Genomic DNA, 24,120 nt, shown 5'->3' on the forward strand with positions numbered 1-24,120 from the left:
GTGCGGCAGCACGCTAGCGACCCGGAAACGGGCAAAGAGCCTGATCCGGGCGGGGGTTGGCGATCTTAGGGTGGGCTTAAGGAAGGGATCGGGGCCGATTAATGGTCTGCCTGCGCATGCGCCTGCGCACGGCCCTGCCTGCGTCGGCGTACGGCTCCCCGGTGCCCCCGCCGCACCGGCGCCGTCCGGCCGTCCAGCTGGATCCAGATCCGCACCTCGGTGCCGCCCAGCACGGAGGAGCCGATGCGCACGTCGCCGCCGGTCGACTCCGCCATCCGGCGCACGATGTCCAGGCCGAGCCCGGTCGAGCCGTCGGTGCCGGAGCCCCGGCCGCGGGCCATCGCCGCCTCGGGGTCGGCTATGCCGGTGCCCGCGTCGGAGACCAGCACGATCACCGCGTCCTCGCCGTTGTGCAGGTCGACGGCGAAGGCGGTGCCCTCGGCGGTGTGCCGGAAGACGTTGCCGAGCAGGGCGTCGAGGGAGGCGGCCAGGTCGGTGCGGGCCACGGGTATGCGCACCGGCCGGTCGGCGCCGGCCACCCGCCACTTGCGGCCCTCGTCCTCGGCGAGCGCCGACCAGAACCCCATCCGCTCCCGGACCACCTCGGCGGCGTCGCACCCGGCGCCGGGACCGGCGGCGGCCGTCTGCGGCTTGGCGTCCCGTGCCGTGCGGATGATGGTGTCGACCTCGCGCTCCAGCTGCTCGACGGCGGCCCGGGTCTGCTCGGCGGCCGGACCGTCGCCGAGCGAGGCGGCGTTGAGGCGCAGCACGGTCAGCGGGGTGCGCAGCCGGTGGGACAGGTCGGCGGCCAGCTCCCGTTCGTTGGCGAGGAGCTGGACGACCTGGTCGGCCATGGAGTTGAAGGCGACCGCCGCGCGCCGCAGTTCGTCCGGCCCCTCCACGGGCACCCGCGCGCCCAGCCTGCCCTCCCCCAGCTCGTGCGCCCCGTCGACCAGGCGCCGCGCGGGCTGCACCATCCGCACGCCCAGCCGGTCGGCGACCGCGACCGAGCCGACGATCAGGGCGGCGCCGACCGCGGCCAGCACCGCCCAGGCGGTGCCGACGCCGTTGGTCACCTCGGACTCGGGGACGTACACCTCGACGACGGCGATCTCGCCGGAGCTGAGCGCGACCGGCTGGAGCAGGGTGGACCCGCCGCCCACCTCGGCGGTGGAGGCCCGCCCCATCGCCCGTACGGCGGCGATGTCCTCGTCGGTGGCGCGCTGCCGGCCGATGTCGGTGGCACCGCCGGTCCCCGCGTCCTCGGACCCGGACGCGGTGCCGGACGCCGGTATGTGCACGGCCATCCCGGCGTCCGAACCGGCGGAGGCGACGACGCGTTCCAACTGCTCGCGGTCGGTGGTGATGGACAGGGCCGGGGCGACGGCGGCGGCCTCCCGCTCGGCGTTGGAGAAGGCGCGGTCGCGGGCCATCTCCCGGATGACGAGCCCGAGCGGCACGGCGAAGGCCACCACGACCATCGCGGTGACCGCCAGCGAGACCTTGACCAGGGCCCATCTCATCGCGATGGCTCCTGTCGCGGTGGCTCCAGCTTCACGCCGACGCCGCGCAGGGTGTGCAGATAGCGCGGCCGGGCCGCGGTCTCGCCGAGCTTGCGCCGCAGCCAGGACAGGTGGACGTCGATGGTCTGGTCGTCGCCGTAGGACTGCTGCCAGACCTCGGCGAGCAGTTCCCTGCGGGGGACGACGACCCCGGGGCGGCCGGCCAGGAAGGCGAGCAGGTCGAACTCGCGGCGGGTCAGGTCGAGGACCGCGCCGTCCAGTTCGGCCTGGCGGCGCAGCGGGTCGACGGTGAGGCCGCCGACCCTCAGGACCGCGGGCGCCGCCGCCTCCGCGGGGCCGCCGCGGGCGCGGCGCAGGACGGCCGCCATCCGGGCCGACAGGTGCTCCACGGAGAACGGTTTGGTGAGGTAGTCGTCCGCGCCCGCGTTCAACAGCCGTACGATCTCCGCCTCGTCGTCCCGGGCGGTGGCGACGATCACCGGTACGTCGGTGATGCCGCGCAGCATCTTCAGCGCCTCGGAGCCGTCCAGGTCGGGCAGTCCGAGGTCCAGGATCACCACGTCGAACCGGACATGGGCGACCTCGCGCAGCGCCTCCAGTGCCGTGCCCACGCTGCGCACGGTGTGCGAGGCGTCGGTCAGCTGCCGGATGAGCGCCGAGCGTACGAACTGGTCGTCCTCGACCACGAGCACACTTGCCATGGGCGGCACCGTACGCCATACGGACCGACCCGGTCCGAGCCTGTGGACAACTCCGTCCGGACCCGCGTCACACCGCTTTCGGGCGACACGCGTGGGGCGGGTGAGGCAGTATGGCCGCGATGCGCAGAGGACTCGTCCACGTGATCGCCTGGCTGCTCGCCACCGGCGCGGCGGTCACGCTGTCGTGGTGGGGCGTGCACACCGTGATGGCGGGCACGGCCTACGACGCCCCCCGGGCGCTGCCGATCACGGCGGCCGACGCGAGCGTGCGGGACGACAAGGGCGACGGCGACGACGGGGAGTCCCTGGCGTCGTCCACCCGTCGGCCCTCGCCGTCGTCGTCGCCGTCGTCGGGCGGCAGCCCGTCGCCGACGCCGAGCGGAACGTCGCGCGAGCCCGGCCCCGCTCCGTCGCGCACCGCGCCGCCCGAGGACCGGGCGAGCCCCGCCCCCGACACGTCCGGCCAGGTCAAGAGCTACGACACCGACGGGGGCCGCGCGGTCTTCGACCTCGGTGCGTCGTCCGCGTCCCTGGTGTCGGCGACGCCGGGCACGGGCTGGTCGATGCAGGTGTGGAAGACGGAGTCGTGGATCCGGGTGGAGTTCACCTCGGGCGCGGACCGGGTGTCGGTGTTCTGCACCTGGCACGACGGGCCGCCGCGGGTGGAGATCGGCAGCTACTGAACCGAGGCGACCGGCAGTTGGAGGGGCCTCACTTGAAGACGGACTCCGGCGGCGCGGGCGAGTCCACCGCCGCCGCGTCCGTCACGGGCTGGGCGCCGCCGGTGAAGTCGGTGAGCGCGCGGCCGTGTTCCACGCGCGCGGGGTGCGGGTCGGAGGCGGCCCGGCGGGTGAGTTCGGCGATCGGCAGCGGGTGGTCGCAGGCGACCAGGATCGCGTTGCCGAAGCGCTTGCCGCGCAGCACGGCCGGGTCGGCGACGAGGGCGAGTTCGGCGAACCGGGCGGCGGCGGTGGCGATCTGGCCGCGCAGATGGGCGAGCGGCGGGCCGTCGGCGAGGTTGGCGGCGTAGATGCCGCCGGGCACGAGCGCGCGGCGCACCTCGTCGAGGAACTCGGTGGAGGTCAGGTGGGCCGGCGTGCGGGCGCCGCCGAAGACGTCCGCGACGAGCAGGTCCGCCCAGCCGTCGGGCACCTTGGCCAGCCCGGCGCGGGCGTCGGCGGAACGCACCCGTATCCGCGCGCCGGGGTCCAGCGGCAGCTCCCGCCGGACCAGCTGGACGAGGGCGGCGTCCCGCTCGACGACCTGCTGGGTGGAGCGCGGGCGGGTGGCGGCGACGTAGCGGGCGAGGGTGAGGGCGCCGCCGCCGAGGTGCACGGCCCGGACCGGTCTGCCCGGCGGGGCGGCGAGGTCGATGACGTGGCCGATGCGGCGCTGGTACTCGAAGGACAGGTACGCCGGGTCGTCGAGGTCGACGTGCGACTGCGGGGCGCCGTCGATCAGCAGCGTCCAGGCCCGGGGCCGGTCACGGTCGGGCAGCAGCTCGGCGCGTCCTCCGTCGACGTCCTCGACGACGGTTTCGGCGGCAGCGCGCCCACGGCGGGCGTTCCTGGACTTTCCCATCGGTCCATTGTCCCGGTCCGTCGCCGGACCGGTCCCGGCGGTGCTCAGCGGCAGCTGTCCGCGGCCCTGATCAGCCGGGCCGCCTCGCCCAGCGCGGCGCGCAGTACGACGGGGTCGGTCGCCAGGTCCGCCTCGCCGGGCGGCAGCAGCCAGTCGGAGCCCTCCACGGGCGGCTCGGGCGCCGGGGCGATGCTCAGTCCGCGGCCGTCCGTCTCCGTACAGGTGCTGCCCGGCACGTCCCAGGCGGCGGCGGTGCCCGGCGGCACCAGGAAGCCCAGGGTGTCGCAGCCGTCGTCGTGGATCACCGGGCCCACCCCCTCACCGGCTCCCCGCCTGAGGATGTCGACCGCCTCCAGACCCTGCCGGGTCGGCACGGTGACGACGTCACAGGCGTCGCAGGGGGGATCGCTGATGCTGGTGTCCATCCCGGCCTCCACCACGGAACTCCTCCTCGGACGAGCGGCTCGGGAGTCGGGGGCGTCCCGGTCCACCCGGTTCAACGCGGCGGAGCGTCAACGGCTACGGCCCAGGGCCGCCGCAAAGGATGGCACTTCATGGCAGATCGTGCATGAGATATCCGGTTTGTAGCCAAACAGCGCGTGGCTGCTCCGTCACAGCCGGTACGTTCTTGCTCGCCGGAAACAGGGCCGCCAGCGTTTGCTCGCGGCTCTTCCCGGCATGGTTCGACGGTTCGCACGAGAGGACCCGGCCATGGCGTCGTCAACGGTGACCTCCGCCCAGCCCGAACGGCCACCGCGGCCGAACCTCGCCTTCAGGCGGTTGCGCGGCAAGCGCTCCCCGGCGGAGTTCGCGGCGGCGGTCCGCCGGGCCGCGCGCGAGATCGGCGAGCGGGTCAGCTGCGACGCGCGCTACGTCGGCCGGGTCGAGGCGGGCGAGATCCGCTGCCCCAACTACGCGTACGAGCGGGTGTTCCTGCACATGTTCCCCGGCCGCACGCTCACCGACCTGGGGTTCGCGCCCCGCTCGTCGGTGCGTGGCCGCCAGGCGCGCACGACCGGTGAGTCGCGAGGGGCGGGTGAGCCGTATGAGACGTATGACACGCGAGACACGCACGACACGCACGACCTGTACGAAACGCACGACAACAACGAGGAGAGCGACGTGCTGCGTCGCGCATTCATGACGAGCGGTGCCACGGTGGCCGCCGCCTCGCTGGGCCCCCTGGGACTCGCCCTCGACGCCGCGGCGGCCGGGCGCCCCACGCGCCGGGCCGGGACGGGCGAGGCCGGCGCCCTCGAAGAGGCCGTCCGCCGGATCCGGCTGCTCGACGACCGGCACGGCGCGGACGGCCTCTACCGGCGCGCGGCGGCCCCGCTGCGCACCGCATACGCGCTCCTGGACGCCGGCGCGTCCCGGCAGGCGACCGCGGACCGGCTCTACACGGGCGCCGGTGAACTGGCGATCTCCGTCGGCTGGCTGGCGCACGACTCGGGGCGCTTCGACGACGCGCGCTCCCACTACGCGGAGGCCCTGGCCACCGCGCGGATGAACGCCGACGCCGGCCTGGAGGCGCACGCGTTCTGCAACATGGCGTTCCTGGCCCGCGACGCCGGCCGCCCACGCGAGGCGGTACGGGCGGCCCAGGCCGCGCAGCGCGCCGCCCGACCGCTGGGCTCGGCCCGGCTGATGTCCCTGCTCGCGCTGCGCGAGGCGGGCGGCTGGGCGGGGCTCGCGGACCGCGTCGGCTGCGAGCAGGCACTGGTCCGCGCGCAGACCTTCTTCGAACGGGGCGCCTCGGAGGCCGACCCCGAGTGGATGAGCTTCTACGGCGAGGCCGAGTTGGAGGGTCTCGAGGCGCAGTGCTGGTCCACCCTGGGCGACTGGCCGCGGGCCGCCCGGCACGCTCGGCGGGCGGCGGATCTCCAGGACCCGCACTTCACCCGGAACCTCGCGCTGTACTCGGCGGAGCTGGCGGACGACCTGGCCCGCGGGGGCCGCCCCGACGAGGCGGCGGGGGCGGGCATGCGGTGCCTGGACCTGCTGGGCGAGGTCCAGTCCTCCCGCGTGCACACGATGCTGGCGGGGACGGCGCGGGTGCTCCTCCCCCACCGCCGGGCATCGGGCGTCTCCGCCTTCCTGGACCGCCACGGAGCGCTACCGCGACCGGCATAGCCCCCAGCTGCGGGCAGTCGTGCCGCTGGGGCGGCACGGGTGGGCGCAGCGGCACCCCGGCAGCGCCGGGCCGCGCCCCACTCCCACCCAGCCCCGACGCCGGGCACCGCAACAAGCACCGGCACCGGCACCGGCACCGACGTCAGCCGACCAGGTGCCCCAAATCGTTCCAGCTCTCCATCGCCGGCTCCCCGTACGCCCAGCCCAGCACGGACAGCGACGTCGGGTTCAGCCGTATCCGTGCCCCGAAGGACACCGGCAGCCCCAGCCATCGCGCCCCGATCGCCCGCAGGATGTGCCCGTGGGCGAAGACGAGCACGTCCCGCTCCGCCTCCCGCGCCCACGCCACCACCTCGTCCGCGCGCGCGGTGACGTCCGCCACACCCTCCCCCTGCGGGGCCCCGTCCCGCCAGATCAGCCAGCCGGGCCGTACGGCCTGGATCTGCTCCGGCGTCATGCCCTCGTACGCGCCGTAGTCCCACTCCATCAGCGTGTCCCACGCGCGGGCGCGCTCGCCGAAACCGGCCAGCTCACAGGTCTCGCTCGCGCGCACCAGCGGACTGGTCCGCACCTCCACGCCGGGCAGCCCGTCCAGCGGCGCCCGGTGCAGCCGCTCGCCGAGCAGCTTCGCGCCGCGCCGCCCCTCCTCCAGGAGCGGCACATCGGTCCGGCCGGTGTGTCTGCCGGACAGCGACCACTCCGTCTGTCCGTGCCGGGCCAGCAGGATGCGCGGTGCCATGGAGAGGCCTTTCCGGGAGAAATGTCTGAGGGGACCCTTCCATCATCCCGTACTGTCCGTGCGGGCAACCCGAGGGGCGCTGCCCGCGTCTATCCGGTCCGAGGGCGCTTCGCGGGGCGGTCGCGGCGAGGCCGTAGAGTGGCTCGCCCGTGTTCGTCCAGGCGCACGAGTGAGCGAGAAGTGAGAAGCGTGAGAAGGGGGAGGGCGATCGGATTGCCGCACACCGAGACACCGGGCACCGAGGCGGCCCCGAACCCTCGGCTGCGCTGGTGGACCGAGTTGCCGCTCATCGTCCTCGTGTACGCCTGCTACAGCGCCGGACGCCTGCTCGTGCGGGGCGACGTCTCCGACGCCGTCGACCACGGCCTGGCCATCCTGGACATCGAGAAGGCGCTCCACCTGAACGCGGAGCATCCCCTGAACCGCCTCTTCACGCGCGAGCCGTGGATCGGCGTACCGGCGGACTTCTGGTACGCGTCGCTGCACTACGTGGTCACCCCGGTGATCCTGATCTGGCTCTTCCGCTCCCGCGCGGTGCGCTACCGGGCCGCCCGCACCTGGCTGATGACGTCCACGTTCATCGGTCTCATCGGCTTCACCCTCCTGCCGACCTGCCCGCCCCGGCTGCTGGACGCCGGTCACGGCTTCGTCGACACGATGGCCCAGTACAGCTCGTACGGCTGGTGGGGCGGCGAGGCGAGCGCTCCGCGCGGCCTGGGCGGGATGACCAACCAGTACGCGGCGATGCCGAGCCTGCACGTGGGCTGGGCCCTGTGGTGCGGGGTCATACTGTGGCGCCACGGCGGCACGCGCACGGCGAAGGTGGCGGGTGTCGTCTATCCGCTGGTGACCACGATCGTGGTCATGGGCACCGCGAACCACTACTTCCTGGACGCGGTCGCCGGTGCGGCCGTGATGGGCGCGGGGCTGTTGCTGACGCCGTTCGTGCTGCGGACCGCGGAGCGGGCGCGGACCCTGCTCACGGCCCGTTTCGCACCGGCCGCGGCCGACTCCGCGAGCGTCTCCGCGTCGACCCCCGACTCCGCCCGGGGCAGTGCGGGTTCCGCGATTGTCAGTGGCGGATGCCAGACTTCCGCGGGTGAGCGATTTCCACGGCAGCGCGAGCAGCGGTTCGGAGCAGGAGCCGAGCCGGACCCCGCCCCCTCGGACGCGGGGGACGAGACTCCGGCACCGACTCGCTGAGCTGCGCGGTCCCGACGTGCCGGCCAAGGCGCTGGACGCCCGGGCCCTGGCCGCCCTCGCCGCCAACCCGGGGTGCCGCCGGCGCGCGATCCTCGACGGCGCGGGCGTGGACAAGGCCTCCCTGGCCAGTGCGCTGGGCTCCCCGTCGGTCTTCGGGCAGTCGCAGTTCGCCCTCACGCGGGGCAACGCCTTCGAGGCGAAGGTCAAGGCGGACGGCGGCGCCGAGTTGCTGCGGCTCGTGCACGAGAAGCTGGACCGGGGCGCCGAGCCGCCCGCCGAGGGCCGGGCGCGGGTGCCCGACCTGTCCGCGACCGGACCCGAGGGGCGCACGGCGCGTACGGCGCTGGCCCTGCGCGAGGCGACCGGCGCACCCGGAGCGTGGACGCTGCTCGACCATCCGATGCTCGCCCTGGACGTCGCCGGTTCGCCCGCCTTCCTGGAGCCGGACGCCGTGGTGGTGCATCCGGACGGCAGCTGGACGGTCGTCGAGATCAAGTCCTTCCCCATGCTGGACGGCTCCGCCGACCCGGCGAAGGTCGGCGCCGCCGCGCGGCAGGCCGCGGTGTACGTGCTGGCCCTGGAGCGGGTCGCCGCCCGGCTCGAACCGGCCCCGCGCGTGCGCCACCGGGTCCTGCTGGTGTGCCCCAAGGACTTCTCCAACCAGCCCACCGCGTCCGCCGTCGACGTGCGCAAGCAGCGTGCCGTCACCGACCGCCAGCTGGCCCGGCTGACCCGCATCGAGGACATCGCCGACGCGCTGCCGGAGGGCGTCTGCTTCTCCCCGGAGCTGCCGGCCGAGGAGCTGACGGCGGCGGTCGAGTCGGTCCCGGCGACGTATGCGCCCGAGTGCCTGTCCGCGTGCGAGCTGGCCTTCCACTGCCGTGCCCGGTCCCGCGAGGCCGGTGCGGTCACCTGCCTGGGCCGCCCGGTGCGGGCCGAGCTGGGCGGACTTTCCACGGTCGAGGACGTGCTGGCCGCGGCCCGCGGGGAGGCCGGTGATCCGGACGACCCGGCGGTGGCCGCGCTGCGCAGGGCGGCCCGGCTGCGCGCGGAGGCACTCGCGACGGCAGGTGCGGGGACCGGCGCGGCGCCGGGCGGCGTCAGCGGACTCGGGGTCGGCGGGGTGTCCGCATGACGCTGATCACCACGCTCGCCCGGCTGGAGGCCGTGCGCACCGGGCGGGCCCAGCCCGCCGCCACCGTCCGGCACCGGCACCTGTCCGACCGCCCGCTGGTCTTCGTGCCGCTGGTCACCGCCGGTGAGGCCGGGGCCCCGCTCGGCGCGCTGGTCGGCACCGACCGGGACGCGCCGCACCTGCTGGTCGTGCCGCAGCCCCGCGACCGCGACCTGCGCTTCGCGTTCCTGGCCGACCTGGCCGACATCGTGCTGCCGCACATCGAGGCGTACGCGGAGAGCGTCGAGGCCGCCGAGCGCACCGAGACCGACCCGGAGACGGGCAAGCGGGCCAAGGTCGAGGTCGACCTGTGCGCGGACGCCGCGCAGCTGGTCGTGCCGAGCCGCGCGGGCGTCGACTTCGTACGGCTGCTGGGCCGGTCCATGCGCTTCCGGCGTACGGCGGAGCAGGACCCGGAGACCCCGTACCCGGCGCCGCCGCGCGTGCCGCTGCTCGGCCGGTGGCTGACCCACTACGGCGAGCGGGCCCGGGTGCCCGGCTCCTCCCTCCTCCTCGCCATGACCGACCTGCTGGGCCGGCACTGGGCGACCGGGCAGTCCACGCTGGAGGACCAGCACCTGGGGGCCCTGCTCGCGTGGATCGCGCCGGAGTTCTCGCGGGAGCCCGGCCTGACCGGCGCGGAGGCCGCCCGCCGCGCCGAGCTGGCCCGCGACGCCGACGGCCAGTTGCTGTGCCCGCCCGCGGGCCCGGCGACCGACCCGGCCTTCGACAACAAGCTGCTCGCCCCCGCCATCGAGCGCCACCACCGCGCCCGCACCGCGCTGGCGGCCGCCGAGGACGGCCTGGAGGCCGACGAGCGGCTGGGCGCGCTCACCGCCGCCGAGCGGGAGATCCGCGCCCTGGTCGACAGCCGGACCCGGCCCACCTGGGACGCGGTGTGGCGGGGCCTGGACCTGCTGCGGGAGTTGCCCGAAGGGGCGCACGCCGAGGAGCGCTGGACCCGCGACCGCTGGTCGTTCACCTCCCACCGCGACCGCGTCCTGGCCGGTGAGCCCCCGCAGCCGCGCCGCGACGACGCGGTGACGGCGGCGAACAAGCTGGCCACGCGCGAGCGCGAGCAGGCCCGCCTGGAGGCCCAGGAGGCGTTGGACGATCCGCTGGTGATGGCCGGGCGGCGGCTGTCCGGGGAGGCGTTCGCGGGCGAGGTCGTCGACGTGGTGATGGCGTACAGCGAGAGCAAGCGGCCCAGTCCGCGCCCGCTGGTCACGGTCCGCACGGACGACCGCCCGCACCTGGGCGAGCGGGTGAAGGTCTACCGGTCGCTGGGCGGCAAGCCCCAGACGGCCGAGTACGTCGGCCCCGCGACGTCGGACGACGACCCGGAGGACGGCACGCTGGTCCTGCGGATCATGGACAAGATGGGCCGGGGCAAGGAGCCCGAGGCGGGATCGGTGCCGGAGAAGGGCGACCTGGTCTGCTTCACGCTCTTCGAGCACGAGCAGCGGGGCGGCGCGAAGCACCCCGATCCGGAGCAGACGCCGTGGACGCACGGCGGCCCGCCCGGTGAGGCGGCCGCGGTGCCGGAGGCCGCCGACGCCCAGACCGAGGAGGACGTGCTGTGACCGCCGAGACCCTCGCCGCACCCGCCCCCGCGGCCTTCGACCCGGGCGCCGAGGCCGCCCGCGCCACCGCGGCGATCCTCCACGACACGCTGCACGGCACGGAGCGCGGTGTCGTCGTCGACTCCCCGCCCGGCGCCGGGAAGTCCACGCTCGTGGTGCGGGCGGCGCTGGAGCTGGCCGAGGCGGGTCGCCCCCTGATGGTGGTGGCGCAGACCAACGCCCAGGTCGACGACCTGGTGCTGCGCCTGGCCGAGAAGAACCCCGACCTCCCGGTGGGCCGGCTGCACAGCAGTGACGCCGACCCCTACGACAAGGCGCTCGACGCGCTGGCGGGCGTCCGCAAGTCGGCGAAGGCCGCCGACCTCGCCGGGCAGGCCGTCGTCCTGTCGACGGCGGCGAAGTGGGCGCACGTCAAGGTGGACGAGCCGTGGCGGCACGCGATCGTCGACGAGGCGTACCAGATGCGCTCGGACTCCCTGCTCGCGGTCGCCGGGCTCTTCGAGCGGGCCCTGTTCGTGGGCGACCCGGGCCAGCTGGACCCGTTCGCGACGGTGGGCAGCGAGCAGTGGGCGGGCCTGGCCTACGACCCGTCGTCCTCGGCGGTGACCACCCTGCTCGCCCACAACCCGGGCCTGCCCCAGCACCGCCTCCCGGTCTCCTGGCGGCTCCCGGCGTCGGCGGCCCGCCTGGTCTCCGACGCCTTCTACCCGTACACGCCGTTCCGCAGCGGCACGGACCACGGCGACCGGAGCCTGGCCTTCGCGGTGCCGTCGGACGGCTCGGGCCCGGACCGGGTGATCGACGAGGCGGCGGCCTCCGGCTGGGGCCTGCTGGAGCTTCCGCCCCGGCACACCCCGCGCACCGACCCGGAGGCGGTGCGGGCGGTGGCCGCGGTGGTCCGGCGCCTCCTCGACCGGGAGGGCCGGGCGACCTCCGAGCGCTCCCCGGACCCCGCGCCCCTCACCGCCGCCCGCGTCGCCGTGGGCACCGCGCACCGGGACCAGGCGGCGGCCGTCCGTGCCGCGCTGGCCGACCTCGGGGTGACCGAGGTGACCGTCGACACGGCCAACCGCCTCCAGGGCCGGGAGTACGACGTCACGGTCGTCCTGCACCCGCTCTCCGGCCGCCCCGACGCCACCGCCTTCCACCTGGAGACCGGCCGCCTGTGCGTCCTGGCCTCCCGGCACCGGCACGCGTGCATCGTGGTCTGCCGCGAGGGCGTGGACGACCTGCTGGACGACTATCCGTCCACGGAACCGGTCCAGCTCGGAACGCTGGTGAAGTTCCCGGACGGCTGGGAGGCCAACCACGCGGTACTGGCCCACCTCGCGGAACACCGGGTGGCCTGGCGGCACGGGTAGGCCTCGGAACGTCCGGTGGGGCGGGCCGGCGTGCGGAGAAAATGCTGCCCACCGGCTGGACCGCCGTGCCAGAATCCGCCGCATGCCCGTTCGATACCCGCGCCCCTTGCGCCCCGGAGACCGTGTCGCCGTCACCTCGCCGTCCAGCGGAGTCCCCGACGAGCTCCGCGAACGCCTGAACGTGGCGATACGCGACGTGGAGGCGCGCGGCTACGAGGTGGTCGTCGGAGCGTGCATGGACGGCTCGGGGCACGTCAGCGCCCCCGCCCCCGCGCGCGCCGCCGAACTGATGCGGATGCTGACCGACCCCGACATCCACGCGGTGGTGCCGCCGTGGGGCGGGGACCTGGCCATCGACCTCGTACCACTGCTCGACTGGGACCGGCTGCGCGAGGCCGAACCGACCTGGCTCGTGGGCTACTCGGACCTGTCGACCCTCATGACCCCGCTGACGCTGCTCACCGGTACGGCGACCGTCCACGGCAACAACCTCATGGACACCCCGTACCGGACCCCCGAAGGGCTGGTCTCCTGGTTCGACGTCGTCGGCGCGCCCCGGGGCCACCGGTTCACCCAGACCCCGCCGGGCCGCCACCGGACCACCGGCTGGGACGACTACGCGCTCCACCCCGAGGCACGGGAGTACACACTCAACGCCCCCGGCGGCTGGACCCGGCTGGACGGGAGCGGAGACCTGGAGGTGGAGGGCCGTCTGATCGGCGGCTGCGTCGAGACGCTCTGCAACCTCACGGGGTCCGGCTGCCTGGACACGTCCGCCTTCGCCAAGGCGATGGCCCCGGAGGGGCTGCTGGTGTACGTGGAGGCCTGCGGCGACGACGCCCTGACCATCTGCCGCAACCTGCACGGCATGCGGCTGGCCGGCTTCTTCGACGCCGCGAACGCGGTACTGGTCGGCCGGACCTCGGCCCCGGACGTCCCCTCGCTCTCCCAGCACCAGGCCGTGCTGGACGCGCTCGGCCCCTTGGGGGTGCCGATCGTCGCCGACGTGGAGTGCGGCCACGTCCCGCCCTACCTGCCGCTCGTCAACGGCGCGCTCGGCCGCCTGGTCCACACGTCCGCGCGGAGCGAACTCACCCAGACGCTGCTCTGATTCCGTCCAGGAGGTACGTGGTGCGGCGGTCGTAGTCGTCCCGGGCCGGCCGCTCACCGTGCTTGAGGGCGAGGGCGTTGTCGACGACGAGTGCGTGCAGGTCGCCCGCCGTGAACTCCGGCCGCAGCGCACCCGAGGCCCGCGCCGCCGCGACGAACTCCTCGTTGGCCTCACCTCCGACCCGGCAGATCTCCATGAGCTGCCGCGAGTGCGGATACGTCTGCAACAGGACGTCGTTGAAGGCGGGCCGGCGGTACTGGAGGTCGCGGATCGCGGTGAGGTAATACGCGATCCGCTCGCCCGCGTCGTCGACGCTCCGCGTGTGGTCGATGACGGCGAATAGCTGACCGGCGACGATCTCTTCGATGACGGCCTCGATGAGGCCGATCCGCCCGCCGAACCGGTTGAAGATCGTCGCCTTGCTCACCCCCGCCGCCTTGGCGACCTCCTCCAGCGGCACCGTCAGGCCCTGCCCCTCGAAGGCACCGATCGCGGCGGAGCGGATCTGTTCGCTGTTGCGCCGGGCGTCGGCGCGCAGCCGGGGCTCCGAAGGCACCGCACCGGCCATGGCCCTCACCGTCTCTTCCTGTCACTCGCCGCCGCAACTTGACTCGTGGGGTCACTTTACCTACGGTCACGGGCGAGAGAGAAACTGACCATGCTGGTCAACTTATTGGGAAGGCCGAAAACATGATCGTTGTCACCGGCGCCACCGGCGGGCTGGGCGGCGCCACCGTCGAGCACCTCCTCAAGCGCGTACCCGCCGACGAGATCGGTGTCAGCGTCCGCGACACCGCCAAGGCTCGGCACCTCGCCGACCGCGGCGTGCGCGTGCGGCAGGGCTCCTACGAGGACCCGGCCGCGCTGCGCGACTCCTTCGCCGGTGCCGACCAGGTCCTCCTGGTGTCCGGCAACGACCCGGCCGCCGACCTGGTCGCCCTGCACCGCGACGCCGTCGAAGCCGCGGTCGCGGCCGGTGCCCGGCGGATCCTCTACACGAGCCAGCAGGGCGCCGTCCCCGGCAACCCGTACCCGCCGTCGGAGTTCCACCTCGCCACCGAGGCGATCCTCGGCGACTCCGGGGTCGCCTGGACCGCACTGCGCAACGGCGCCTACGGCCCGCTCGACCAGGTCCTCGGCCCGTGGCAGCGGACCGGCGTGATCGCCCGGCCGAACGACGGCCCCGTCCCGTACACCGACCGTGCCGACATCGCCGAGGCCACCGCGGCCCTCCTCGTCGGCGACCGCTCCTTCGACGGCCCCGTCACCCTCACCGCGCCGACCGCCCTCACCTTCGACGACTTCGCCCGGATCACCTCGGACCTCACCGGCCGCACGGTGAAGCGCGTCGTCCCGGACGACGACCAGTGGGTCGCCGACCAGGTCACGACGGGTGTGCCGGAGCAGGTGGCCCGGCTGATGCTCACCTGGTACCAGGCAGCCCGCGCGGGCTACTTCACCGACACCGACCCACTGCTGACCGAACTCCTCGGCCGCGAGCCCCGCACCGCCGCGGACCGGCTCGCGGCCGACCTCGCCGCCTGAAGCCCACTCACCGATTCTCGCGGGCCAGAGCACCCATCAGCGCGTCCAGCAGACCGGGCGCCGCCTCCCGCAGCGCGTCACGCCGCAGGCGGTGGCCCCGAGAGGGGCCGACCATGACCGGATGGAAGACGCCCACCTCCACGAGGATCTTGAAGTGGTGGGTGGCGGTGGACTTGTTCAGGCCCTCGTAGAGATCCGAGCAGGGCGCTTCGCCGGCCGGATCCACTGCCAGACGCCGCACCATTTCCAGGCGTACCGGATCCGCGAGCGCGCGCAGCAGTTTCTGGACCGCGGCGACGGGCGGCAACTGGTCGGACGGGACCTCCCAGGGCGGCATCAGACGCCACCAAGTTTGACGAGCATCATACTTCTCCTTAGCATCCTCGAAGTACGAAGCACATCATACTTCTCTTTCCCCTGGAGTCCTCGTGCGGGAACTCTCCCAGGGCCGCCGCCCCCAGTCATGGAGCTACCCGGCCCTCCTCGTCCTCCTCATGCTCGGGCAGGCGACCTCCGCCATCCCCTCACCCCTCTACTCCCTGTACGCCGAGAAGTGGGACTACCCTCCCGTTCTCACCACCGTCATATTCGCCGCGTATGGGGCCGTCGCGGTCGTCGCGATCCTCCTGTCCGGCGCTCTGTCCGACCGCTACGGCCGTCGGCCCGTGCTCGTCGTCGCCGTCCTGCTGCTGCTCGCCGGGCTCGCCGTCTTCGTGCTGGCCGCAGGACCCGCGTACCTCGTCGTGGCCCGGATGCTCAACGGCCTGGGCATCGGCGCGATCGTCGTCGTCGGCGGAGCCGCCCTGCTGGACGTGAGCCCCGAGCGGGCGGCGCGCAGCGGGACGCTCACCGCCGTCGCGTTCAACATCGGCATCGCCGCCGCCGCGCTCGGTACCGCGGCCCTCGCCCAGACCGGCTTCCACCCCCTGCTCCTGCCCTACCTCACCGACGCGCTGATCGGCCTCGTCCTGTTTGTCCTCCTCCTGGTGATGCGCGAACCGCACCCCTCGCCCGGTACGGCGCCCCTGGGAATCCCGCGTCCGCAGGTGCCCAGGGAGATGCGCGGACGCTTCACCTTCGCCGTGATGGGCGCGGGGGCCGCCTGGGCCGTCCTCGGGGTCTGCTTCTCGCTGGAACCCTCGATCGCCGCCGACGCCGCGAACGTGGACGGCCCGTTCTTCGGCGGTGTCGTCATCGCGGCCGTGACCCTCTCCGCCGTCTGCACCCAGATCCTCAGCGCCCGTCGTCCGGCCCGCACGGTCGCCCTCGTCGGCGACACGGCGCTCGCCGTGCTCATGCTGGCCGGAGTGGGTGCCTTCGCGACCGGCAACGCCGTCCTCATCATCGTCACCGTCGCTCTCCAGGGCGCCGCGTACGGGCTCGCTTTCGGCGGCTCCCTGCGCCACCTCACCGCCGGCATCCCCGCCGACCGGCGCGGGGCCGTCATGTCGATGTTCTACCTGCTCGCCTACGGCGCGCTCATCACGCCCACGCTCCTCGTCGGCATCGGCGCGACCGTCTGGGCCGATACCACGGTCTTCGCCGCCTTCTCCGTCCTCACGGCGCTGCTCTGCTTCTCCGCCGTGGTCGTCGAGTGGGTACGGGAACGTCGGCGACGGCACTCCGGGGCCGTACCGGCGTCGGGGACGGGCGTACGGGAGGCGAGCACCGTCGACTGACCGGCGCCCATCCGTACGAGGCCGTACCGTCGAACCCGAGCGGCTACCGAGGAGGCCTGCGATGCGCAGCGTGACCTATTCGATGAACGTGTCCCTCGACGGCTACATCGTCGACGCGAGCGGCGACATCGACTGGAGCGACCCGGACGAGACGGTCTTCCGGTACTGGATGGACGAGATCCGCGAGACCGGCGTGCACCTGCTGGGGCGGCGGCTGTACGAGACGATGCTGTACTGGGAGACCGCCGAGCAGGACGAGCCGCTCGGCGCCGCGGAGCTGGAGTGGGCCGCGCTGTGGAAGGCGCTGCCGAAGGTGGTGTTCTCCAGGACGCTGCCGGCGGTCCGGGGCACCAACACCCGCCTGGCCTCCGGCACCCTGGCGGAGGAGATCGAGCGCTGGCGGGCGGAACCCGGCGACGGCGACATCGCGATCGGCGGCGCGACCCTCGCCGCCGAGGCCGCCGATTCCGACCTGATCGACGAGTACCGGGCCATGGTCCACCCGGTACTGGTCGGCGGCGGCACCCCGTTCTTCCCCCACCACGGGCGCAGGGTGAACCTCGAACTCGTCGAGTCCCGCACCTTCGGATCGAACGTCGCCTACCTCCGCCACCGCATGGCCCGCTGACCCGGCCCGTCAAGCCGCCCCCAGCTCGCACCACACGTACTTGCCCCGGTTGCCCTCCCGTGCGAGCGGCTGCCATCCCCACACGTCCGCGCACGCCCGGACCAACGCCAGCCCCCGCCCGTCCTCCCGGTCCACGGCCCGGTCGAACGGCTGCGGCGGCCGGGGCGGCGAAGGGTCCGCGTCCCAGGCGCCGAGCCGAAGAACCCCCGTCCCGGACCAACGCACCCGCAGCGCGGCAGGCCCTTTCGTATGCCGTACGGCATTGGACACCAGCTCCGTCGCGAGCAGTTCGGCAAGGTCGACCATGCGGATCAGCCCGTGCATCGTCAGGATCAGACGCAGCGTCCGGCGGCAGACGGTGACGGCTCTGAGGTCGTTCGGGATGTAGAGGGAGTACTCCCACGGATCGTTTTCGGGCATGCCGGTTCCCTTCGGGGATGGGGGGGGTGGTCGCGGTGCCGGTGTCCATGCCGCGCTGCCATGACAGGGCAAAGCGGTGCGCTTCCGACATTGAAGAGTCGCACTGCGTGCGCCTCACGTCACTGAAGGTAGGGCATATATTTATGACGCTGCAAGCGGATCGCGTAACGTTGCCTCGAACGGGCTGCCTGCGAGCGGCCGTTGAACACAGAGGAGACGAGACGTGCCGCCCAGACGTACGCCCACGGCCCGCCAGGAGCGCCTGGGGATCGAGCTGCGCAAGATGCGGGAAGCCGCCGGGCTCAAGGCGACCGAGGCCGCGAGCCTTCTCGGCGTGAACTCCGTTCAGATCAGTCAGATCGAAAGTGGCATCGCGGGTGTGAGTGAGGAGCGCCTGCGGCGCCTCGCCGCGCACTACGCCTGTGCGGACGAGGACCTGATCACGGCACTGGTGACGATGGCCACCGGGCGCCCGCACGGATGGTGGGAGGAGTACCGGGGATCACTTCCCCACCCCTTCCTGGACCTCTCCGAGTTGGAGCACCATGCATCTCGTCGGTGGGACGTGGACTTCCTGCACGTGCCGGGGCTTTTGCAGACGCCGGACTACGCTCGCGCCCTCTTCTCCTACGTCAACCCTCAGTTCTCAGGCGAGGAGATCCAGCGCTGGGTGGACCATCGCATGAAGCGCAGGATCATTGTCGAGCGACCGCAGCCGATCCCGTACGAAGCCGTCATCCATGAAGCGGCCCTACGCATCAAGGTGGTCGACGGCGACGGCATGAGGACCCAGCTCGCGCACATCCTGAGCCTGTCCGAAGCGGCCCACGTGACCGTACGCGTCATTCCGTTCACCGTGAACGGTTTCGCGGGCGCGGGCAGCGCGATGGTGTACGCGGGCGGGCCCGTCCCCCAACTGGACACAGTCGTCCGCGACACCCCGCATGGCACCGTCTTTGTCGACGCATCAGCCCAACTGAGCCACTTTCGCACGCTGTTCCGTAGAGTGGAAGAAGCGGCCTTCGAGCCAGAGCGTTCTCGTGACTTCATTCACCGGTTGGCGAAGGAGCTGTGACCCGATGGCACGCGGTGCATGGAAGAAGTCGTCCTACTCCGGTGGCGGCGAAGGCAACGCCTGCGTAGAGGTCGCCCTCGACCACCCCCACATAGCCGTCCGCGATTCCAAGGCACCCGCCCGAGCCGTACTCACCTTCCCCGCCCCCGTGTTCGCCGCCTTCCTCGCCCCCCTCCGAAACGCGCCCCGGGGCCTACGCACCTCGGCCTAGGACTCGCGCCCGATGCGCGTCACGATCGTGATACCTATGGTCGACATCCATGCAGACGACGGAGACCACGCACCGCACTGCGGCGGAGCGCAGGCGCGACACCCTGGAACGGCTGCGCACGGAGCGCGACGTGTGGGTGTCGACGGCCCACCCCGACCACGGCCCGCACCAGGTGCCCTTGTGGTTCCTCTGGGACGGGCGAGCGGTGTGGATGTGCACCAACGCCTCCTCCGCGACCGCGCGCAACCTTCGTGAGGACCCGCGTGTACGCCTGTCCCTGCCGGACACCTCCGATGTGGTGTTGCTGCAAGGCGAGGCAGAGGCGTACCCCGCGAGCGAGGTACCCGGCGAGGCGTCGGACTCCTTCACGGGCAAGTTCGGCTGGGATCCGCGGACCGAGCGGAGTGCCTTCGTCTACCTGCGTGTCGAGCCGACGACGGTGCGCGCCTGGCACGGAGAGCCGGAGCTTCGCGGCCGGGTCATCATGCGTGACGGATCATGGCTCGGCCAGCGGCGCACGGGCGGTCCGCCGTGGCCAGCCACGACGTGCTGAGGAGCCGGACCGTACCGTCAGCCGTCTCATGCGCGCGCAGATGGTCCGTCAGGATGCCGCGGGCGCGGGCCCGCGCGGTCGGGTCGGCCAGGTCCATGAGGTGGCGGCCGGGGCCCGTGCCCAGGAGGAACTCCGCCGCGTCCTCGGCGCCCTGCCCCCACGTCCCGTAGGCCCGGACCTGGTTGACGTCGATGTCGACGAAGCCCGCCGCGGCGAGGACGTCGCCGATGCGGTCCGGGGCGGCCAGGGAGAACATGCCGGGCAGACCGGGCTGTCCGAAGTCGCCCACCGGCAGGACCTCGCGCAGTGACGCCATCGCCGTGACCCAGCCGTTCAGCATCGCGTCAGCAGGACAGACGAACGCCAGCCGCCCGCCGGGGCGCAACGCCCGGCCGACGTTGCCGAAGGCGGCCACGGGGTCGGCGAAGAACATCACGCCGTAGCGGCTGACCGCCGCGTCGAACGCCCCCGCCTCGAAGGCGTGGACCTGCGCGTCACCCTGCGCGAAGGAGACATTCGCGACGCCTTCCCACTCGGCGCGGCTCCTGGCCTCGGCCAGCATCGGACCGGACAGGTCGAGACCCAGCGCGTGTCCGCGGGGTGCCCGCAGCGCGGCGCACCGCGTGGTCTGCCCCGAGCCGCAACCGAGGTCGAGAACCCGGTCCTCTCCGGTGACACCAGCGGCGTCGAGGAGGGGCTCGTCGAAGCCCTCGTTCACGGCGTTCCAGCGGTCCTGGTTGCGCGCCCAGTGGACTCCCTCAGGGCCGTTCCACGCTTGAGCCTGCTCGGTGTTGACGATGTCCGGCACAGGTGCCTCCCGGGTGAACGACGGAGAATGGGCGTGCGCCCAAACAGTATGGGCAAGTGCCCAAACCCTGCAATCCCCGTTACGATCCACGGTGTCGAGCCCAGCCGGGGCGACCGATCCGGGACGAATGAGGGATCCATGGCACCGCGGGGAGTGGCGACACCGGACGTACGCGAGCGACTCTTCGCGGCGGCCGAGCGCATCGTGGAGAGGGACGGCCCCGGCGCGCTCACCAGCCGGGCGGTCACCATCGAAGCCGGCTGCGCTAAGGGACTGCTGCACGCGCACTTCGCCGGGTTCGACGGATTCGTGGCCGCACTGTGCCTGGACCGGTTCGCGAAGACGGCGACGAGGGCACGGACCCTGTCCGGATTCGCCGGTCACGGCACAGTGGAGCACAACCTGGACACCGTCGCTCTCGCCCTGTTCGACTCCGGCGGCCTCGCCCTGTCCGGCCTTGCCATGACCCGCCCGGCCGCCACTCTGAGCATCCGCGAGGCTCTGGAGAGGGGTGCGCCGGGCTTCACCGCGATCCAGGAGGCCATTGCCGACTACCTGGAGGCGGAGCGGAGGCTCGGCCGCGTGGCACAGACCGTCGACCCGCCCTCGGTGGCCCTCGCCGTCGTCGGCACCGCCCACCATCTCCTGATGACCGGTTGGCCGGGGACACCCGACCCGCGCCCGCTCCTGACCCGCCTGATCGCCACGCTGGTGAACGCCCCGACCTCGTGAGCCGCTCGCACGGAACGCGATGTGCGCGTCCCGACCGCTCACCCGCGATCGACCGGGGAATAACCGGAGGCCCCCTCCTGTTACGTCGCGAAGCGACCCGCGTACGAACACGTCGAAGCTCAGGAGGCACCCCACCATGCCCGCAGACGCCGCAGAGGAGATCCGGGGCACCGCCCACGGCACCGCTCCCGTCCCCCTCTCCGTACTGGACCTGGTGACCGTAGGTGCCGGTCGGACCGCCACCGACGCGCTGCGGACCAGCGTGGACATCGCGCGGCTCGCCGAAGGCCGCGGTTTCCAGCGGTACTGGGTCGCCGAGCACCACTCCATGCCCGGCGTCGCCTCCTCCTCCCCCGCGGTGCTCCTGGCCCACCTGGCGGCCCACACCGACCGCATTCGCCTCGGGTCCGGCGGCGTCATGCTGCCCAACCACGCGCCGCTCGTCATCGCGGAGCAGTTCGGGACGCTGGAGGCCATGGCGCCGGGGCGCGTCGACCTCGGCCTCGGCCGCGCCCCGGGCACCGACGGGGCCACCGCCGCCGCCCTGCGCCGCACCGACCGGCTGAACGAGGGCGCCGACGACTTCCCGCAGCAGCTCGCCGAGCTGGTCCGGTTCCTGGACGACGACTTCCCGGACGGCCACCCGTACGCCCGTATCCATGCCGTGCCGGGCCCCGTGCAGGCCACCTCGCCCGGCGGCGTGCAGTCGGCGCACCGGCCGCCGGTGTGGCTGCTCGGCTCCTCCGGGTTCAGCGCGCGGCTGGCCGGCACCCTCGGGCTGCCCTTCGCCTTCGCGCACCACTTCTCGGCGCAGAACACGATCCCGGCGCTCGACCTGTACCGCGAGTCCTTCCGCCCCTCCGCCGTCCTGGACGCCCCGTACGCCCTCATCGGCGTCTCCGCGCTCGCCACCGACGACGAGAAGGAGGCCCGCAGGCAGGTGCTCGCCGCCGCGCTGAACATGGTGCGGCTGCGCACCGGACGCCCGGGTCTGGTGCCGACGCCGGAGGAGGCCGAGGCGTACGACTTCAGCCCGATGGAGGAGGAGTTCGTGCGGTCCTGGAACGCCAACGTCATCCACGGCACCGCCGACGAGGTGCGGTCCGGCCTCGACGACCTGCACAAGCGCACCGGCGCCGACGAGCTGATGCTCACCGCCAACGCCCACGGCGGCGACGTACGCCTGCGCTCCTACGAACTGATCGCCGACGCCTACGGGTTGCCGACGCCCGCCTGAACCCCGGCGGGGCCGCCGGGGCCCGCGTGGCCCAGCAGCGCGGAGATGCGGTCCGGTGCCACCGGCCGGGAGTAGAGCCAGCCCTGGCCGGTGTCGCAGCCGATGCGGCGCAGCCGCGTCGCCTGGTCCGAGGTCTCCACGCACTCGGCGGTGACGGTCAGGCCGAGGCGGTGGGCCAGCTGGACCATCGCCTCGACGATGACCTCGTCGGCCGGGTTGGCCGCCTCGCCGGGCCCCGCGTCGGTCACGGCCGCGTACTGGAAGCCCCGGACGAACGCCCCGTCCAGCTTCAGCACGGAGACCGGCAGCCTGCTGAGGTAGGCCAGGTTCGAGTAGCCGGTGCCGAAGTCGTCGATGGCGATGTGGACGCCCATGTCGCTGAGCGCCTTGAGGACCTGGAGGGGGCGCCCCGCCGAGCCCATCACGGCCGACTCCGTCAGCTCCAGCTGGAGCAGCTCCGGGGCGAGGCCCGTCTCCTCCAGGGTGCCGGCCACGTCGGCCACCAGGTCGGAGTCCCAGACCTGGCGGACCGCCACGTTGACGCTGACGAAGATCGGCGGCTCGTCCGGATGGGCCAGCTGCCAGCGGCGGGCCTGCCGGCAGGCGGTGCGCAGGATCCAGCGGCCGAGGGGAACGATCGAACCATCCTCCTCCGCCAGTGCGATGAACCGATTCGGCGCCAGTACGCCGAACTGAGGATGATTCCAGCGGATGAGCGCCTCGACGCCCCGCACCCGCCCGTCCTCCATGCCCACCAGCGGCTGGTACTCGAGCGCGAACTCGCCACGTTCGATGGCCGGGCGGAGGGTGGCGGCCAGCGCCTGGCGCGTCATGCGGTTGGCGTTGCGCTCGGGGTCGAAGAGCGTCCAGCGGGCCCGGCCGTCGGCCTTGGCCCAGTACAGGGTCGTGTCGGCGGCCTGCATCAGGGCGGTGGGGGTGGTACCGGCGGTGTGGCGTTCGACGACGCCGACCGAGGCGGTGACCGACAACCGGCGGTCGGACAGCTCGAAGGGCGGCTGGAGGGCCGCCAGGACCGCCCCGGCCAGGTCGGCGAGCTGGTCGGTGCCGGTGGAGTCCTCCACCAGGAGGGCGAACTCGTCACCGCCGAGCCGGGCCACCAGGGGCGCACCGGACCGGGGGTGGGCGGCCTCCTCCGCGCACCGGGTCAGCCGTTCGGCCACGGCGGCGAGCAGCCGGTCGCCGACGCGGTGGCCGTGGGTGTCGTTGACGGCCTTGAAGCCGTCCAGGTCCAGGTAGCACACGCCGATCCGGCCGGTGCCGCCGTGCTCGTACGACTCCGCCTCCAGCGCGGCCGTCAGGCGTTCGAAGAACAGGGCGCGGTTGGGCAGCCGGGTCACCGGGTCGTGCATCTGGAGGTGGCGCAGCCGGGCCTGGAGTTCGCGCCGGGCGCTGACGTCGGCGACGGAGAGCAGCAGGCCTGGGGTGTCCCCGCCCCCGGAGTCCCCGGAGTCGGCCAGCGGCTCGACCGTCACCTGCGCCCACAGCGAGTGCCCGTCGGCCCGCTTCAGCCGTCTGGTGCAGCGCAGCCGGGGCCGGTGGCCGCGCAGCACCTCGCGGTAGGCGTGCCAGGTACCGGCGTCGGAGGCGAGGTCGACGAGGTCGGCCGCCACAGAGCCCGCCAGCGCGGCCGGGTCGGTGCCGAGCAGGGTGCCCAGGGTGTCGTTGGCGCTGACGACCAGGCCCTCGGCGTCGACGACGGCCATGGCGAGCGGGGCCGCGGTGAACACCGATCGGTAGGTCGGCGGCCCCGTACGCCCGGTACGAGGAGCCAGGCCATTGTCACTCTCTGTGACGGCCGGGCCGAGGTCTGCCGCGGGCGCCGGCCCTTCGGAGGTTCCGTTCACCGCTCGCTCCCGCAGTGCCTCGATCTCTGTTCGTGCTCTGTTCGTGCAGGAAAGTGTGCCGATCATAGAGGCTGACACCGGGCCCTTCCAGCCGCCGTCCCGCGTTCCGGACCGCGCGACCCCTCCGGCAGATCGTTTCTGCTCACACCTGGACGGGCCTGTCACGCCTCCGACCAGTTGTGACGTTCCGTGAGTGTCTTCCTGGTGTCGGCCGGGAGAAGTCCAGCGAAATCCCGGCCGACTCACCCATCCGGTGCA

25 protein-coding genes are annotated in these 24,120 nt (G+C 73.3%); 15 read left to right on the forward strand and 10 right to left on the reverse strand.

Translation table 11 applies throughout. From position 1 onward, the window contains the following. Nucleotides 1-98: 98 nt before the first annotated feature. Both ACGH52_RS14405 and ACGH52_RS14410 read right to left on the reverse strand, forming a co-directional pair. Complete coding sequence (locus ACGH52_RS14405; protein ID WP_399939565.1) at nt 99-1,523, reverse strand: sensor histidine kinase; 1,425 nt, start codon at nt 1,521-1,523, stop codon at nt 99-101. Beyond that, entirely contained in the window at nt 1,520-2,224 is a 705-nt protein-coding gene (locus tag ACGH52_RS14410) for a response regulator transcription factor (RefSeq protein WP_171987184.1), read from the reverse strand. The genes ACGH52_RS14405 and ACGH52_RS14410 overlap by 4 nt, the downstream gene beginning before the upstream one ends. Nucleotides 2,225-2,343: 119 nt before the next feature. Between ACGH52_RS14410 and ACGH52_RS14415 the strand changes: the two genes are divergently transcribed. Beyond that, nucleotides 2,344-2,907: a hypothetical protein gene (locus tag ACGH52_RS14415; RefSeq protein ID WP_399939568.1), complete on the forward strand. Its 564-nt coding sequence runs from the start codon at nt 2,344-2,346 to the stop codon at nt 2,905-2,907. 28 nt (nt 2,908-2,935) lie between these two features. Here ACGH52_RS14415 and ACGH52_RS14420 read toward each other — a convergent pair whose 3' ends face one another. Further along, on the reverse strand, nt 2,936-3,805 hold the full coding sequence (locus ACGH52_RS14420; RefSeq protein ID WP_210975342.1) for a spermidine synthase: 870 nt from the start codon (nt 3,803-3,805) through the stop codon (nt 2,936-2,938). Between the two features lie 44 nt (nt 3,806-3,849). After that, on the reverse strand, nt 3,850-4,230 hold the full coding sequence (locus tag ACGH52_RS14425) for a hypothetical protein (protein ID WP_210975341.1): 381 nt from the start codon (nt 4,228-4,230) through the stop codon (nt 3,850-3,852). 286 nt (nt 4,231-4,516) lie between these two features. On the opposite strand from ACGH52_RS14425, the gene ACGH52_RS14430 reads away from it, so the two are divergent. Beyond that, on the forward strand, nt 4,517-5,938 hold the full coding sequence (locus tag ACGH52_RS14430; protein ID WP_210975340.1) for a hypothetical protein: 1,422 nt from the start codon (nt 4,517-4,519) through the stop codon (nt 5,936-5,938). Nucleotides 5,939-6,080: 142 nt separating this feature from the next. On the opposite strand, the gene ACGH52_RS14435 is transcribed toward ACGH52_RS14430, so the two are convergent. Next, nucleotides 6,081-6,677 carry a histidine phosphatase family protein gene (locus ACGH52_RS14435; RefSeq protein WP_076974472.1) on the reverse strand — a complete coding sequence of 199 codons (597 nt, stop codon included), beginning with the start codon at nt 6,675-6,677 and terminating at the stop codon, nt 6,081-6,083. A gap of 213 nt (nt 6,678-6,890) precedes the next feature. Here ACGH52_RS14435 and ACGH52_RS14440 point away from each other — a divergent pair, with 213 nt between their 5' ends. The 5 genes from ACGH52_RS14440 (at nt 6,891) to ACGH52_RS14460 (ending at nt 13,109) form a co-directional block, all read left to right on the forward strand. After that, the gene (locus ACGH52_RS14440) at nt 6,891-7,880 is read left to right on the forward strand and encodes a phosphatase PAP2 family protein (protein WP_399939574.1); all 990 of its coding nucleotides are present in this window, start codon (nt 6,891-6,893) and stop codon (nt 7,878-7,880) included. Between the two features lies 1 nt (nt 7,881). Then, nucleotides 7,882-9,015, forward strand: a complete 1,134-nt coding sequence (locus ACGH52_RS14445; protein ID WP_399946761.1) for a hypothetical protein — start codon at nt 7,882-7,884, stop codon at nt 9,013-9,015. Further along, a complete protein-coding gene (locus ACGH52_RS14450; protein ID WP_399939577.1) occupies nt 9,012-10,637 on the forward strand; it encodes a hypothetical protein in 1,626 nt (541 codons plus the stop codon). The genes ACGH52_RS14445 and ACGH52_RS14450 overlap by 4 nt, the downstream gene beginning before the upstream one ends. Further along, nucleotides 10,634-11,998 carry an AAA family ATPase gene (locus ACGH52_RS14455; RefSeq protein WP_121703277.1) on the forward strand — a complete coding sequence of 455 codons (1,365 nt, stop codon included), beginning with the start codon at nt 10,634-10,636 and terminating at the stop codon, nt 11,996-11,998. Before ACGH52_RS14450 ends, ACGH52_RS14455 begins: the two co-directional genes overlap by 4 nt. An 82-nt stretch (nt 11,999-12,080) precedes the next feature. After that, entirely contained in the window at nt 12,081-13,109 is a 1,029-nt protein-coding gene (locus tag ACGH52_RS14460) for a S66 peptidase family protein (protein WP_399939580.1), read from the forward strand. On the opposite strand, the gene ACGH52_RS14465 is transcribed toward ACGH52_RS14460, so the two are convergent. Then, complete coding sequence (locus tag ACGH52_RS14465; protein WP_121703275.1) at nt 13,090-13,677, reverse strand: TetR/AcrR family transcriptional regulator; 588 nt, start codon at nt 13,675-13,677, stop codon at nt 13,090-13,092. The two genes, ACGH52_RS14460 and ACGH52_RS14465, sit on opposite strands and share 20 nt — an antisense overlap. Nucleotides 13,678-13,799: 122 nt before the next feature. Here ACGH52_RS14465 and ACGH52_RS14470 point away from each other — a divergent pair, with 122 nt between their 5' ends. After that, on the forward strand, nt 13,800-14,654 hold the full coding sequence (locus tag ACGH52_RS14470; RefSeq protein ID WP_121703274.1) for an NAD(P)H-binding protein: 855 nt from the start codon (nt 13,800-13,802) through the stop codon (nt 14,652-14,654). Nucleotides 14,655-14,661: 7 nt separating this feature from the next. On the opposite strand, the gene ACGH52_RS14475 is transcribed toward ACGH52_RS14470, so the two are convergent. After that, on the reverse strand, nt 14,662-14,991 hold the full coding sequence (locus ACGH52_RS14475; RefSeq protein WP_121703273.1) for a helix-turn-helix transcriptional regulator: 330 nt from the start codon (nt 14,989-14,991) through the stop codon (nt 14,662-14,664). Nucleotides 14,992-15,082: 91 nt separating this feature from the next. Between ACGH52_RS14475 and ACGH52_RS14480 the strand changes: the two genes are divergently transcribed. Both ACGH52_RS14480 and ACGH52_RS14485 read left to right on the forward strand, forming a co-directional pair. Continuing rightward, the gene (locus ACGH52_RS14480; protein ID WP_121703272.1) at nt 15,083-16,333 is read left to right on the forward strand and encodes an MFS transporter; all 1,251 of its coding nucleotides are present in this window, start codon (nt 15,083-15,085) and stop codon (nt 16,331-16,333) included. A 61-nt stretch (nt 16,334-16,394) separates the two neighbouring features. Continuing rightward, nucleotides 16,395-16,961 carry a dihydrofolate reductase family protein gene (locus ACGH52_RS14485; protein ID WP_121703271.1) on the forward strand — a complete coding sequence of 189 codons (567 nt, stop codon included), beginning with the start codon at nt 16,395-16,397 and terminating at the stop codon, nt 16,959-16,961. A 9-nt stretch (nt 16,962-16,970) separates the two neighbouring features. Here the strand turns inward: ACGH52_RS14485 and ACGH52_RS14490 are convergent, their stop codons facing one another. Continuing rightward, nucleotides 16,971-17,381, reverse strand: a complete 411-nt coding sequence (locus tag ACGH52_RS14490) for an ATP-binding protein (protein ID WP_121703270.1) — start codon at nt 17,379-17,381, stop codon at nt 16,971-16,973. A 223-nt stretch (nt 17,382-17,604) separates the two neighbouring features. Between ACGH52_RS14490 and ACGH52_RS14495 the strand changes: the two genes are divergently transcribed. Genes ACGH52_RS14495 through ACGH52_RS14505 form a run of 3 tightly spaced genes read left to right on the forward strand, consistent with a single transcriptional unit; the run spans nt 17,605 to nt 19,220 of the window. Beyond that, nucleotides 17,605-18,456 (forward strand): helix-turn-helix transcriptional regulator, encoded by an 852-nt coding sequence (locus tag ACGH52_RS14495; protein WP_361463408.1) that lies wholly within the window; start codon nt 17,605-17,607, stop codon nt 18,454-18,456. A 4-nt stretch (nt 18,457-18,460) separates the two neighbouring features. After that, a complete protein-coding gene (locus ACGH52_RS14500) occupies nt 18,461-18,667 on the forward strand; it encodes a DUF397 domain-containing protein (protein WP_121703268.1) in 207 nt (68 codons plus the stop codon). 49 nt (nt 18,668-18,716) lie between these two features. Continuing rightward, complete coding sequence (locus tag ACGH52_RS14505; protein WP_399939588.1) at nt 18,717-19,220, forward strand: pyridoxamine 5'-phosphate oxidase family protein; 504 nt, start codon at nt 18,717-18,719, stop codon at nt 19,218-19,220. Here ACGH52_RS14505 and ACGH52_RS14510 read toward each other — a convergent pair. Continuing rightward, the gene (locus tag ACGH52_RS14510) at nt 19,150-20,028 is read right to left on the reverse strand and encodes a class I SAM-dependent methyltransferase (RefSeq protein ID WP_121703266.1); all 879 of its coding nucleotides are present in this window, start codon (nt 20,026-20,028) and stop codon (nt 19,150-19,152) included. The two genes, ACGH52_RS14505 and ACGH52_RS14510, sit on opposite strands and share 71 nt — an antisense overlap. A gap of 138 nt (nt 20,029-20,166) precedes the next feature. On the opposite strand from ACGH52_RS14510, the gene ACGH52_RS14515 reads away from it, so the two are divergent. Together ACGH52_RS14515 and ACGH52_RS14520 are read left to right on the forward strand one after the other, a co-directional pair. Beyond that, nucleotides 20,167-20,760: a TetR/AcrR family transcriptional regulator gene (locus tag ACGH52_RS14515; RefSeq protein ID WP_193777771.1), complete on the forward strand. Its 594-nt coding sequence runs from the start codon at nt 20,167-20,169 to the stop codon at nt 20,758-20,760. 136 nt (nt 20,761-20,896) lie between these two features. After that, the gene (locus ACGH52_RS14520; RefSeq protein ID WP_399939592.1) at nt 20,897-21,997 is read left to right on the forward strand and encodes an LLM class flavin-dependent oxidoreductase; all 1,101 of its coding nucleotides are present in this window, start codon (nt 20,897-20,899) and stop codon (nt 21,995-21,997) included. On the opposite strand, the gene ACGH52_RS14525 is transcribed toward ACGH52_RS14520, so the two are convergent. Further along, nucleotides 21,973-23,862, reverse strand: coding sequence for a putative bifunctional diguanylate cyclase/phosphodiesterase (locus ACGH52_RS14525; protein ID WP_399939595.1), 1,890 nt, complete (start codon nt 23,860-23,862; stop codon nt 21,973-21,975). The genes ACGH52_RS14520 and ACGH52_RS14525 overlap by 25 nt on opposite strands. Between the last annotated feature and the right edge of the window lie 258 nt (nt 23,863-24,120).

Origin of the sequence: Streptomyces sp. BBFR25 (assembly GCF_044590125.1) — a bacterium.
Classification (GTDB): domain Bacteria; phylum Actinomycetota; class Actinomycetes; order Streptomycetales; family Streptomycetaceae; genus Streptomyces; species Streptomyces canus_D.

Excerpts from the sequence above, each read along its gene's own strand:
- ACGH52_RS14450 (WP_399939577.1), top strand. The coding sequence starts at position 9,012 with ATGACGCTGATCACCACGCTCGCCCGGCTGGAGGCCGTGCGCACCGGG.
- ACGH52_RS14460 (WP_399939580.1), top strand. The coding sequence starts at position 12,081 with ATGCCCGTTCGATACCCGCGCCCCTTGCGCCCCGGAGACCGTGTCGCC.
- ACGH52_RS14505 (WP_399939588.1), top strand. The coding sequence starts at position 18,717 with ATGCAGACGACGGAGACCACGCACCGCACTGCGGCGGAGCGCAGGCGC.
- ACGH52_RS14425 (WP_210975341.1), bottom strand. The coding sequence starts at position 4,230 with ATGGACACCAGCATCAGCGATCCCCCCTGCGACGCCTGTGACGTCGTC.
- ACGH52_RS14465 (WP_121703275.1), bottom strand. The coding sequence starts at position 13,677 with ATGGCCGGTGCGGTGCCTTCGGAGCCCCGGCTGCGCGCCGACGCCCGG.
- ACGH52_RS14475 (WP_121703273.1), bottom strand. The coding sequence starts at position 14,991 with ATGCCGCCCTGGGAGGTCCCGTCCGACCAGTTGCCGCCCGTCGCCGCG.
- ACGH52_RS14485 (WP_121703271.1), top strand. The coding sequence starts at position 16,395 with ATGCGCAGCGTGACCTATTCGATGAACGTGTCCCTCGACGGCTACATC.
- ACGH52_RS14430 (WP_210975340.1), top strand. The coding sequence starts at position 4,517 with ATGGCGTCGTCAACGGTGACCTCCGCCCAGCCCGAACGGCCACCGCGG.
- ACGH52_RS14520 (WP_399939592.1), top strand. The coding sequence starts at position 20,897 with ATGCCCGCAGACGCCGCAGAGGAGATCCGGGGCACCGCCCACGGCACC.
- ACGH52_RS14500 (WP_121703268.1), top strand. The coding sequence starts at position 18,461 with ATGGCACGCGGTGCATGGAAGAAGTCGTCCTACTCCGGTGGCGGCGAA.
- ACGH52_RS14435 (WP_076974472.1), bottom strand. The coding sequence starts at position 6,677 with ATGGCACCGCGCATCCTGCTGGCCCGGCACGGACAGACGGAGTGGTCG.
- ACGH52_RS14405 (WP_399939565.1), bottom strand. The coding sequence starts at position 1,523 with ATGAGATGGGCCCTGGTCAAGGTCTCGCTGGCGGTCACCGCGATGGTC.
- ACGH52_RS14470 (WP_121703274.1), top strand. The coding sequence starts at position 13,800 with ATGATCGTTGTCACCGGCGCCACCGGCGGGCTGGGCGGCGCCACCGTC.
- ACGH52_RS14410 (WP_171987184.1), bottom strand. The coding sequence starts at position 2,224 with ATGGCAAGTGTGCTCGTGGTCGAGGACGACCAGTTCGTACGCTCGGCG.
- ACGH52_RS14490 (WP_121703270.1), bottom strand. The coding sequence starts at position 17,381 with ATGCCCGAAAACGATCCGTGGGAGTACTCCCTCTACATCCCGAACGAC.
- ACGH52_RS14515 (WP_193777771.1), top strand. The coding sequence starts at position 20,167 with ATGGCACCGCGGGGAGTGGCGACACCGGACGTACGCGAGCGACTCTTC.
- ACGH52_RS14415 (WP_399939568.1), top strand. The coding sequence starts at position 2,344 with ATGCGCAGAGGACTCGTCCACGTGATCGCCTGGCTGCTCGCCACCGGC.
- ACGH52_RS14420 (WP_210975342.1), bottom strand. The coding sequence starts at position 3,805 with ATGGGAAAGTCCAGGAACGCCCGCCGTGGGCGCGCTGCCGCCGAAACC.